We start from the raw sequence: 12,346 nt of genomic DNA on the forward strand, positions 1-12,346 counted from the left end.
TTTGCTACAATGAATAAAACAGACGGGTGTCTGGTGAGCTTACGGATCAATGTAGTCCCAGAAACCGAGCTAATATATCGCCAGCTTTATGTGGCCTTCGACCAGATGTCGACCGATTACAGTCAATGAATTCTTCGGTTGCTAAAGACGATTCAGTTCTCAGGCGGTACCTCATTAACGATGATTTATCCAGTTTTTCCCTATGATTCAGCCTGATCCAATACTAGAATCCTAAAAACGATGCAACCTACCACTCAGCTTGACAAGTACTTAACAGCCGTACATACTACTCTGGATTCCCCAGCTTTCCGCTTAAACGCATCGGAAGATACCCTCTGGAAGTCAGAATTTATCCAACTCATCCTGTGTGTTCATGGCTTGCTGACGCTAGCTGACCAGGCGGGTAAACGAGTTGATTTTCTCGAAGGAGTGGGCGTAAATGGAAAAATACAGGACATCACTTCCCTGATCACTTGGATGTATGACCGGTTACCCGAGTTAGCCACCGATAAGCCAGGTCAGCTTACCACGAATCGCTTAAACCGATACGCCAATCAAGGCTGGGGTTATTTTGCCAATGGCTCATTTTTTACGGCTGAATTCAACAACGAGCTAGCTTTTTTTATCGATGACCAGCGCGTTTATCTCAACCGGCAAATTCGACGAGCCATTTCTGAGGTGGAACACGCTCACTACCAACGCCTTTAGGTAACTTTAATATTTCATTTATTTACGAGCCAATCCAGATCATGAGCAAACAGATATATATTCAGCAAGCCGCTATCTGGGCCAAAGCCCATGGATTTGTTGACATTATGGCTAACACAGAAGGGTATGCTAAACCTCGTGGCTACGGTCGGCAGCAGGATGGACAATGGTTTATTCCAGACGTAACCGCTAAGCAATTTGAGCAGCAATCGTACTTTGAAGTGATTCTCAAAACCAGTCCAATTGATGAATTGCTATCCAAGCTCAAACTGCTGAGTCAATTAACTCTACTCAGTGGTGGGGAACTATACTTGTTATCTCCTAAAGGACACTTACCTTTTGCTAAGTCCGTAGCGATTCAAAGTCGTACAATGGCTAACTGGGTCATTCTATCGTAGCTCTTGCGGGAAGCCAAACCGGTGGATCATTCTTAAGGTCGTTTACTCTGTAATTCCTCTATCTGCGCCATCCGCATGTTGATAAGATAATGCTTTTCCGATTTTGTCCACCTGCACCGTTTCCCTTGTTTTCATGGCTTTGCCAATTACTTTAGCTACTTGGCCTACCTCCGCATCTGAGTAATAGCAAAATCGTATGGGTATTGCTGTACCGCTCTGAGGTATTATAGATCGTAAACCATTGATAGCTTACTGACCTAGTTCATTTTTCGGCTACTTAAATGGATTAACCCCTAGATCCCGCCAGGTCTAACGCTTATCTATATACGTTATTTTGCCTTCAGCCAGGATAGCAGATTGGTGATGGCCCAACCCTATTTTATCGATTATCATAAAAAGCTCTCCCTTGAGTCGAAGTGAATCTTCATGTCCGAAAACGGGCCGTCTTGTCCAACAATCGCCAAGCGTTCTTCCATTTTTTATATGAATCGCTTAGGTAGGCAACGGAATGGACGCAAGGATCATTAATTCACGGCCAATGCCAACACTCAAATAACTTGGTGGTTTTGCAAAAGATCCTTTACCTAGCCATGAACAACTCACTGCAACCCGATTCAAGGCCTACCAACGCCTAGCAGCCAGTCCCTGTTTCCGACAACCAGAAATATCAGGCTTTGCTCCAGCACATGCAGCAGGGCTACTCGCTGATTGAAGTTATTTTTAATGCACAGGACCAGCCCCTGGATTACCGCTTCCTGGAAGTTAACTCCATCTTTGAAGCGCAAACCGGACTAGTTGATGCGGTCGGTAAAACCATGCGTCAACTCCGACCCGCTCATGAGCAACACTGGTTTGAACTGTATGGACAAGTCGCCAAAACAGGCCAGTCGGTGCATGTGGAGCAGCACGCGGCTTATCTGGCCGGTGGGGTCTGGTATGAGGTCTTCGCTTTTCCCTTCGGAGAAGTTCAAAACCATCAGGTGGCCATTCTCTTTAATGACATCACCGAGCGCAAACAGCGCCAGATAGGGCGGGAGTTGCTAATCAGCATCACTCAGGATCTGGGTCAGCTGACCGACGAGACCCAAATCATTCGCTCCGTGGGTGCTAGGCTGGCCGCGCATCTAGGCATCACGGGCTATCACTATGTGGATATTGACGAAGACCGCGACCAGGCTACCGTTCGCCACTGCTGGCATGCACTGGATGTTCCTCCCATTCTAGGCACTTACCCACTCCACGCGTTCGTTTCACCCGCAGCCCTAGCTAACTGGCGTGCGGGAAAGCCGATTATCTTCCGAGACATCGAGCGTGAGGTGCCCGATGGCACTGCCGAAGCCGCGGTGCTCAAGGCCGGGGCGGCTGCTCAACAGATTAGCGCCTGCATCACCATTGGACTAAGTCAGGAAGGCAAATGGAAAGCCTGCTTCGCCGTCGCCGACAGCCGCCCACGACAGTGGACAGCCGGTGAGATTGAGCTGGTTGAGGAAGTGGCTGGTCAACTGTTGCCACGTATTGAACGCGCCCGAGCCGAAGCAGCCTTGCTCACGTCGCAAAAGCGCTTTGAATCGATTGCCAACCTGGTGCCCGACCTGCTGTGGGATAGCAACCCCGACGGCTCCACCAACTGGTATAACCAGCGTTGGCTGGAGTATACCGGACAGCGCTTCGAAGAGGCTATCGGCTGGGGCTGGACCGACGCCATTCACCCCGACGACCAGGCCGCTTCGGCCAGGCGCTATAGCCAAGCCGTGGAAGCAGGCACCTTGTTGCGACAGGAACACCGGATCCGGCACCACGACGGGACGTATCGCTGGTTCGTCGTTAAAGCGGCACCACTCAAAGACGAGACTGGTCAGGTGGTCAAGATGTATGGCGCTGCCATCGATATCCACGGCCTTAAACGCCTAGAAGCGACTCTTCGGGAAGCGGATCGGCGCAAAGATGAGTTCATCGCTATGCTGGGCCATGAGTTGCGTAATCCCCTGGCGTCAATATCGAATATGCTGCTGCTGTTGCAACTCACCCAGGGAGCCGACTCCTCCTTACCCTATCCTAAAGCCGTTGATCAGATGAGTCGGGAGGTGGGCCACCTGAATCGCATGGTCGATGATCTGTTGGAGGTAGGCCGCATCCGCTATGGGTTGATCCAGCTCCACAAGAAACCCTTTGATCTGGTGCCCCTAGTGCGCCAAACCGTTGAGTTGACCCGCTATGCCTACGCGGAGCAGCAGCGACATTTGTTCTTCGCCAGTCCGGTGACTTCCCTAATGGTGCTGGGCGATGAGACGCGGCTGGTGCAGGTGGTGATGAATCTGTTGACCAATGGGCTCAAGTATACCCACAAGGGAGGCCGTGTCTGGGTAAGTCTCCAACGAGTGAGTGATTCGAGCCTTGCTCCTCAGGCTCTGCTTTCGGTGAAAGATGACGGCATCGGGATTGCGCCTGAACAACAGCAAGCCATTTTTGATATTTTTGTTCAGGGTGAAACTCCGCTGGATCGCCCCCAGGGAGGATTGGGCTTAGGTCTGGCTGTGGTGAAACAACTGGTGAACCTGCGTGAGGGTCAGGTAGCCGTGCAGAGTGGAGGAGAAGGGCAGGGTAGTGAATTTTTAATCCACCTACCGCTTACTGCTCAGGCGGCTGTTGAACCGGAAGTCGATCTGTTTATGGTCCCCGCTGCCGGGCTACAAGGCCGGGTACTGGTGGTGGATGATAATGTGACTATTGCGCATTCAACGGTCCGGCTGTTGAAGTTGATGGGCTATGAGGCTCGGGCTCGTTACAGTGGCAGCTCTGCTTTGGAGGAGGCCCAGCAGTGGGCACCCGATGTGGTTTTACTGGATCTGGGCATGCCCCAGATGGATGGCTTTGAATTAAACCGGCGTCTGAAAGAACAGTCCTGGGGACAGACTATGGCCGTCATTGCCTTGACTGGCTACGGACAACAAGCCCACCAGCTCCAGGTGAAGCAGGCTGGTTTTTCCGGGTATCTGCTGAAGCCGCTTCAGCTGGCTCAGCTAAGTGAACTGCTCAACGAGGTGATGGGGCGCTAAACGAGCAGTAGGTAAGCAAACTGGATAGTGTATGAGTCCTGACTCATCACCAATCGGTACTGAGGCCAACCATCCGAAGTAGGAATGGCTCCGCGTTTATGTCCAGCAACTAGTAGACCAACTGGCTCAGGTGATACGGGTACAAAGCCGACTTGAATACAGCTGTGCACAAGTTTGGCACCAGGTTAAGGATACCTGCATTAGCCTGGCATTACAGGGGCAATATGCTCGCCAATCGCTCGTGCTGGGTGAGCGTCTTGGAAGATGCGTACGTTCAGCTGATGCAGTTTTTGGTTTCTGGCGGTTAGATTAACGCAATCAGCTTGGCGGGACGCTTCTCAAAAAAGGCTTCCAACTGAGAAGGATTGCTACCTGTTTAATCCGGGCGTTTTGTGGAACGTATCAATAAAAAATCAATCAAGCCCAGCTTTGTTAACCGGCAGATGGCTGTTTTAAGAAACACGGGGATGCGACCATTCATTAAGGAAAGAACCGAACACCATCGGCCGGCTTGCTTACTTGCTGAGTGTTCTTTTACCTTTGTTAGCCCCTTACCTTTATGACCCCCTCTAACTCACCGCAGAACGCATCGCTTGCTGCATTCACTTCCGTTTACGCCATTGCCTTTGCCAACATGGACCAGGGCTTCTGCCTGCTGGAAAAAGTTGATACCCCCCCCCATCATCCCTCCGACTTTCGCTATCTGACCGTGAATCCTGCTTTTGAAAAGCACACCGGATTGGATAATGTTACGGGCAAAACCATTTTGGAGGTAGTTCCACAGGCGGAACAGGATACCATGGACATCTATGATCAGGTGGCCTTCACGGGACAGTATGCTCACTTTCAGACTTATGTAACCCAGCTAGACTTGTGGATGGAGGCTACTGTCTATCAAATCAGTCAACAGCCACCGCAAATTGCGGTTTTGTTCACCAATATCACCGAGTGGAAAAAAAACGAACGACAGCAATCATTTTTACTGGCGCTCAGCGATAGCCTCCGTCCGCTCAGCAATCCGGTGACTATACAAACGACCGCTGCCCAGCAGTTACTAGCCGAACTACAGGCTGGTTGGGTGTACTTTGTCAGCCTTGCCATTGATAACGATACGATTTCCACGCTGGAAGGGGTGTCGAAAGAGGAACCCTTGGCGCTACTACCAAATACCAAGATGTCAAGATTTGGTATGTCCTTTCTGCCTGACTACGCGAATAACCAGGCCTTGCACTACGGAGATACGCAAGCTGAGCCCAGTTTTACGGAGCAAAACCGGCAAGCGTTTCGGACGATCCGGGCAGGCGCATTGATTGCCGTGCCGCTCGTCAAAGAAGATAAGCTGATAGCGCTACTCATTGCAGCCGTTCCAACGTCCCGGGTATGGACACAACAAGAAGTCGATCTGGTCAAACAGGTAGCCGAACGAACCTGGATAGCCGTCGAACGAGCGAAAGCCGAAGAAGCCTTGCGCAAACGCGAAGCCGAGTTTCGGATCATGGCCCAAGCCGCTCCTGCGCTGGTCTGGGTTTGTTCGGCCTTGGGCGAAAACATTTATTTTAACCAACGTTGGTATGACTATACGGGCCAGACCGATGAGCAGGCCAGTGGGCATGGCTGGACAATGACGATGCATCCAGCCGATGCAGCCCGAATTCTACCCTACTGGAAACGGTGCCAACTGACGGGCGAATCCTACGAAGGGGAGGTTCGTTACCAACGGCACGATGGGGTGTATCGTTGGCACATTTTTCGCGCCCTACCTCGTCGCAACTCAGCCGGACAAATTGAGGCCTGGTACGGCCTGAGCATTGACACCGATGACGCCAAACAAGCCCAGGAAGGTCTCCGCAAAGCCGTACGGCATAAAGATGAGTTTCTGGCCATGCTGGCTCATGAATTGCGTAATCCCATGGCCGCCATCCACTCAGGGCTGGCCATTCTGAACTTAACTACCACCGACGAATTGCACCGCTCGACGGTGGACATGATAAGCCGGCAGACAGAGCATCTGGTCAGAATGGTCGACGATCTGCTGGATGTCAATCGCATCAGCCAGGGCAAGATTGCGTTGAAAACCGAACGAACCAATCTGGTTGACCTGGTTCGACAGGCTCAGCAAAGTCTGGAGGCTCTGTTTGAGCAGCAAGGCAAAGTGCTTCGGGTGAGTTTACCCACCGCCCCTATTGAGATAGACGGGGACGCCACCCGGCTGACTCAGGTCGTTATTAATCTGTTAACCAATGGTCTACGCTATACGGGAGAAAGGGGACAGGTGAGTGTAAGCCTGGTGCATGAAGGCAATGAAGCTGTTCTTCAGGTGCGGGACAACGGCATTGGCTTAGCGGAAGATCAACTCGAAGCTATCTTTGAGCTGTTTGTGCAGGTGGATAACTCGCTGGCCCGCTCGAAAGGGGGTTTGGGGTTGGGGTTGACATTAGTCAAGCGGTTGGTGGAAATGCATGGGGGGCGCGCAGAAGCTCAGAGTGAGGGCGTTGGACGAGGCAGCACCTTCACGGTTCGTCTACCAACTTTAGTTGCTGCTCCACAATCACTAGCTAAACCCGCTCAGCAAGCTCCCAACTCCTGGACGCCCCGGCGCATTTTAGTGATTGATGATAATGCAGATGCGGCCATGACTTTAGGGATGCTGCTCAAGCTGAAAGGCTACGAATCACATACACGAACCAGTGGTCGGTCAGGCATCGAAGCGGCTGAAGCCTTACAACCAACGGTTATTCTGCTGGATATCGGCATGCCAGGTTTGGATGGGTATGCCACCTGTCGACTGCTTCGGGAGCAGGTTTGGAGTCGGGCTATGATCGTGATTGCCTTAACGGGTTATGGCCAGGATGAAGATCGACAGCGAACTAGGGAAGCCGGTTTTGATGGGCATTTAGTGAAGCCGGTGGATCTGGGTGAACTGACAAAAATGCTTACGGATTTACTCGATAACGACAGAACAACGTTGGGCTGATATAATCCTTATTTGTGGTTGGAGAGCAGGCGCTCCTGCATCATACAAAAAGCTACTCTTCATAAACACCACTCTGCAGGAGGACGACCGTCGGGCTACAGCCATTCCAATATACTACCCATAGCAAGCTGGAACGATAGAGCTAGGGCGGCTGAGTTGCTACAGTACCGCCCCAGTGGTACGTTCAGGCTAGGCCGGTCATGCGTTTAGTTCGCAGTAGAACGAATAGATAATCCATGGAGCTTGCAGGCTCGTTGAGTACAATCTGTAAAACAATACCCATGAACAGAAATTTTATGTATTACCTTGCTTTTTTTTCGTAATTCGACTACTATGCCTGGCCCTGAGCTGCCTAACAAGCCTAACCAGATACATCTTCCCCTACTCACCCCTACTGATTTACCACCTCAGGAAGCCGCAACCGCGACATGTCAACTGCTGACAGCTGTTGTTGGACAACTGCCGCTTGCGGTTGCCGTGCTGGAAGGCTCCGACTACCGAATCAAGCTGGCCAATCCCGCCATGTACGAGATCTGGCAACTGCCACCGGGCGATAAGCTCGGTGAGCCCGTTTTCGACGCCTTTCCCCTGATTGCCAACCAGGGACTCGACGAGCTGCTCGATCAGGTACGCAGGACCGGACTGGCAGCACGGGGAGAAGAGTTACCGAGCGAATTTATCCGGGATGGAAAGCAAACGACTGTTTACATCGACTTTGTGTATTCTCCGCTGGCCAACCAGACCAGTCAACTCCCCGACATTCTGGTTTCTGCCACCGATGTTACCGAACGCGTGCTGGCTAGACGAGTTCTTGAAGAGACAACCCAGCAACTGCGGGGGCTGGTTGAGAGTGCTCCTTTCCCCATTGCGGTATACTCGGGAAGAGAGATGCGCATTGAGTTGGCCAACCAAGCCATCATTGATGTGTACGGGAAAGGTCCCGATGTCATTGGCAAGTGTTACCCCGAGTTGCTGCCTGAGTTGGCAAGCCAGGGTATTTTTGAGCAGTTGCAGTCGGTTTACAACACGGGTGTGCCGTTTAGTAGTGGGACGAGCCGGGTTGACATCGACCATCAGGGTGAACTAATCCCCTACTACTTTAATTACAACTTTACGCCCCTCTTCGATGCAGCAGGCCGGGTGTACGGGGTAATGAACACGGGTGCCGATGTTACACCGCTGGATCTTGCCCGCCAGCAGGTGGAGCAAACGGCCACCGCCCTGCAGAATGCCATTGAGTTAGCGGAGCTAGGTAATTTTAGCGTAGATATTGCCACGAATCTATTGACGGTTTCGCCACGCGTGGCCACCTGGTTTGGTTTTGATAGTCTGGCCCATGATGCTGAAACGTTTATTATGGGCGTTGGCGAGCGTGAACGCGACTATGTACGCACGAGCCTCTACAACACGCTGCTGCCAGAGTCCGATGGACGCTATGATGTGATACACTCGGTTGTCAATGCCAAAACCGGTCGTTCAGTGATTCTTCATGCCTTGGGTCAAGTGTATTTTAACGCAGTTGGAGAGCCCCTACGAATCGAGGGTACTGCTTAGGACATTACCAGCCAACGTGAGTTACAAGACATGTTAGAACAGCAGGTCAAAGAGCGGACGGAAGAGCTAGCGGCTACCAACGAAGAATTAGCCGCTACTAACGAAGAACTAGAAAGCAATAATGAAGGATACGTGGTTTTAAATGAGGATCTGGAAGAGTCGAACCGTTTGTTGCTTCGTTCTAATGATAATTTGCAGCAGTTTGCTTACGTAGCGTCACATGATCTGCAAGAGCCTCTGCGCAAAATTCAACAGTTTGGGGATCTGCTTACGACTCGCTACGCCGACTCGGTTGGCGAGGAGCTAGTTTATGTGGAGCGCATACAGTCGGCGGCCAAGCGCATGTCGATCTTAATCAAAGACCTCTTAGACTTCTCGCTGATCTCTACCCAGCGCGATGTGGGTGGCACCGTCTCCTTACAGACCGTTGTCGAGAGTGCGCTGAGCACCCTGGAGCTACGGGTTGAGGAGTTGGGTGCCCAGATTCGGGTTGAGCAGCTACCCACCCTCTCGGGTAATGCTTCGCAACTAACCCAACTCTTTCAGAACCTGCTGAGCAACGCCTTGAAGTTTCACCGGCCTGGGGTGGCACCTGTGATTGAGATTAAAACACGTCGGGTGGCGTCTGATGAATTGCCATCAGGAATTACCCCTAACCGGGTCGCCCCTGCTTATCAACTTATTGAGGTAATTGACAACGGGATTGGTTTTGAGGAGAAGTATGTCGATCGCATCTTTCAGGTCTTTCAGCGGCTGCATGGCAAGAGTGCGTATGTTGGTACGGGTATCGGCCTGGCCATTTGTGAGAAGGTCGTGACTAACCATGGCGGAGCCATCACCGCTAGGAGTCAACCCGGTCAGGGGGCTGCCTTTACAATCTACCTACCAATATAGCCCAACGGATTGGTAGCTTTTTGAGCAACACTAGCTAACCATTGAACGCTGTCATGCTTCGCGTTAAAGACTACGCTTTTTTTAGACGAATCAGATGGAGTAGCCTACCAATAATCGCTTCATAGAAGACGAACTTTTTAAAAAAGGTATAAGCACGAAAGCAACAGCCAGTAGTATATCATTCAATTGAACGAGGATTGAGTGAGTTAGGTGAGATTTAGATCTGGCTCTTTGTGCTGATCTTACTGATGGTTCATCTTATCACGTTCAGTGAGGCAACGGACCAGTAGAAAAAAATAGCACAATCGCTGCGACTTTTACTCCGTAAAACCGTTATTCAAGCTAGTAATCCTAATGAAGTCGAAGCAATTTGCGCTGTATCTAAGACGAATACCAGTGGTTCGAGGCTCGAGGTTTATGGTTCAAGCTCAACCCTTGGTTTATGATTCTTCACGTTGTTAGCATTACTCCAGATCAACAGGACAGGGATTTTAGCTGTTATTATGATGATCCAGAACAAGCCTACGACTTCTTGCTTAAGGTAACGGAGCTTGGGCATCTCTTTATCAAAGTCGAGTTTGTTTTCAATCGGGGGTATTATTTGCTACCCCTGGAAACGCTCAACCAAGAACTGGTAGCGAATCCTTTCTTGGGGTTAAGACAGCAATGGGAGCAGTGTCTATCTCAACCGGCGGTTTGTCGAGGACCGTTAGTCTCGTTCCATCGGCGGTTAGTCGATTCGCAACAGACTTACCTAACTAACTTGCAGGAAACCCTACAGCAGACGCTGATCCTACTAGAGACTACACATAACTATCTGGGTGAGGGACCCCGGAAGGATAAGTTGATCCAGCAGTGTTGGATGACCATCGATCGTTGCCACCGGTCGATTGCCCATCACAACACGTCACCCTGGGGATTGCGCTCGGCAGCGTGACTCGGCCAGCCGCAGTTGCTTATTTATTACCTATGAACCAGCGGTCTTTATCCGTCGTGATCGCTACGCACAACCAGCGCCAAGGAGTAGGCACGCCAGCCAGTTAGACAATAGCAGTGGCAAAAACGTATAGCGATGAAAAAGCAGATAGAGCAGCCCCAGTCGCATGGCCTCGACCCTAACACTCGGATTCGGCATTACCTATGGTTTGCCGCTGAGGTAGAACGGAGACAGCATCAGTTGATACAGAAAAAAGAAGACCTTTTTCGGCGTGTTGATGCTTTGGAAGCTCAATTACAAACCCTCAAAAAGCGTAGGAGTTTCTAACCTTTCGCCTAAACTTCCTTCGTCAGCAGATCTCTAGCCTGATCGATCAAGCGAGTCTGTTTCAGAATGAGGGCTTGCAATCGGCCAGAAAGCCGGTTATTGAAGGCTTGCAGGCCACTGATCTTTTGTTTCAAAAGAAGGCAATCCTGGTTAAACTGGTAACGCACTTGAGCGTTTTTGGCTATGACTGCTTGCGAATCCATACGATCGTCGGAAAAGGAGAAACTTGACCGACAAATAAGAACGTAGGTGACGGAGAAGAGGCTCAGATGAACTGATTGACTCAAAGATGGCTATAATTGATTTAAGATCAAAGCTATACTTACTTGTATACGGTAGTCAGATTAGCTAGACGGCAATCGATTCCCTTTCCTCTTCTGGCCATAGACGCCAATACAGAGAGCCTTTTCGTGTCCCCTTCCGGACGGCAATTGGTTTGACAAATTACGGGTTGATACCTAACAGGAATAGCGGTGCTGAGTGTTCCCGGAACCGCTTTATTGTATACCAATACGGTCAACCACCTCTATACTCAACATGCGTGCATGACTGCTGTATTATTAATTAGGATAGCTGCTTAGCGTGGACTTGTCAGCAAACAAACTTGGACGTTTCACCAAACTAAGCCCAGCCAGTCTAAACGACCTTTGTGCTATAAATCAAAATGAGCTATAGACATGAGAAAAATAGTTTTGGTCACCGGCGCTTCAGCAGGAATTGGCAAACAAACTGCCATGTATTTGGCACAAAACGGCTACACCGTCTATGGGGCGGCTCGCCGGATGGAAAAAATGCAAGACCTTATTCCGTATGGCATCAAACCGGTCGAACTGGACATTGCTAAAGGAGAGAGTGTTGAGGCTTGTGTCGACCAAATCGTACAAGAAGCCGGCCGTATCGATATTTTAATTAATAATGCTGGCTTTGGTCTGGAAGGGGCCATCGAAGACGTACCCATCAAAGACGCCCGGTATCAACTCGAGGTCAATGTGTTTGGAGCGATGCATTTAACCCAACTCATCCTACCCACCATGCGGGAAAATAAATAGGGTAAGATTGTCAACATTTCCTCCGTCGGCGGCAAGGTTGCCTTCCCATTAGCAGGGTGGTATCACGCCAGCAAGTTTGCCATAAAAGCCTTAAGCGATAGTCTGCGCAATGAAGTCAGGGAATTTGGCATTGACGTCATCGTGGTGGAGCCGGGTGCTACCCGGTCCGAATGGGGGACCATTGCCACCGAAAGCTTACTGACCGTATCCGGCCATACAGCTTACCAAGGCTTAGCCACCAAAACCCATACCCTCTTCACCCAATTGTCGAATAACATCCAGGAACCCATTGAGATAGCCAAACTGATTAAAACAGGCATCGAATCAAGCAGGCCAAAAACAAGGTATGCAGCCAAAGAAATGAATTCGAGGATCCTGCTATTTTTGCGAGCTATTGTATCCGACAAGCTACTGGATAAATTGATCCTGCGTCAACTTGCTTAACAACC

The 12,346-nt window shown here is 50.5% G+C and carries 9 protein-coding genes and 1 pseudogene; 9 read left to right on the forward strand and 1 reads right to left on the reverse strand.

Annotation, left to right across the window (positions count from 1 at the left end; genetic code table 11):
* The first annotated feature begins 240 nt into the window (after positions 1 to 240).
* The 8 genes from M0L20_RS28370 (at position 241) to M0L20_RS28405 (ending at position 10,848) form a co-directional block, all read left to right on the forward strand.
* Entirely contained in the window at positions 241 to 708 is a 468-nt protein-coding gene (locus tag M0L20_RS28370; protein WP_232564136.1) for a hypothetical protein, read from the forward strand.
* Between the two features lie 41 nt (positions 709 to 749).
* The gene (locus M0L20_RS28375) at positions 750 to 1,106 is read left to right on the forward strand and encodes a hypothetical protein (protein ID WP_248480565.1); all 357 of its coding nucleotides are present in this window, start codon (positions 750 to 752) and stop codon (positions 1,104 to 1,106) included.
* Positions 1,107 to 1,780: 674 nt separating this feature from the next.
* A complete protein-coding gene (locus M0L20_RS28380; protein WP_248480567.1) occupies positions 1,781 to 4,162 on the forward strand; it encodes an ATP-binding protein in 2,382 nt (793 codons plus the stop codon).
* Positions 4,163 to 4,721: 559 nt separating this feature from the next.
* A complete protein-coding gene (locus M0L20_RS28385; protein WP_248480569.1) occupies positions 4,722 to 7,136 on the forward strand; it encodes an ATP-binding protein in 2,415 nt (804 codons plus the stop codon).
* Positions 7,137 to 7,469: 333 nt separating this feature from the next.
* On the forward strand, positions 7,470 to 8,690 hold the full coding sequence (locus M0L20_RS28390) for a PAS domain-containing protein (protein WP_248480571.1): 1,221 nt from the start codon (positions 7,470 to 7,472) through the stop codon (positions 8,688 to 8,690).
* A 30-nt stretch (positions 8,691 to 8,720) separates the two neighbouring features.
* Positions 8,721 to 9,584 carry an ATP-binding protein gene (locus M0L20_RS28395; RefSeq protein ID WP_248480573.1) on the forward strand — a complete coding sequence of 288 codons (864 nt, stop codon included), beginning with the start codon at positions 8,721 to 8,723 and terminating at the stop codon, positions 9,582 to 9,584.
* Positions 9,585 to 10,026: 442 nt separating this feature from the next.
* On the forward strand, positions 10,027 to 10,521 hold the full coding sequence (locus M0L20_RS28400; RefSeq protein WP_248480574.1) for a hypothetical protein: 495 nt from the start codon (positions 10,027 to 10,029) through the stop codon (positions 10,519 to 10,521).
* A 135-nt stretch (positions 10,522 to 10,656) separates the two neighbouring features.
* The gene (locus M0L20_RS28405) at positions 10,657 to 10,848 is read left to right on the forward strand and encodes a hypothetical protein (RefSeq protein WP_248480575.1); all 192 of its coding nucleotides are present in this window, start codon (positions 10,657 to 10,659) and stop codon (positions 10,846 to 10,848) included.
* Between the two features lie 8 nt (positions 10,849 to 10,856).
* Here M0L20_RS28405 and M0L20_RS28410 read toward each other — a convergent pair whose 3' ends face one another.
* Entirely contained in the window at positions 10,857 to 11,051 is a 195-nt protein-coding gene (locus M0L20_RS28410) for a hypothetical protein (RefSeq protein ID WP_232564129.1), read from the reverse strand.
* Between the two features lie 474 nt (positions 11,052 to 11,525).
* Here M0L20_RS28410 and M0L20_RS28415 point away from each other — a divergent pair.
* Positions 11,526 to 12,341, forward strand: a pseudogene (locus M0L20_RS28415) (oxidoreductase).
* Positions 12,342 to 12,346 lie beyond the last annotated feature (5 nt).

The sequence above is a fragment of the Spirosoma liriopis genome (genome assembly GCF_023196085.1).
GTDB classification, from domain to species: domain Bacteria; phylum Bacteroidota; class Bacteroidia; order Cytophagales; family Spirosomataceae; genus Spirosoma; species Spirosoma oryzicola.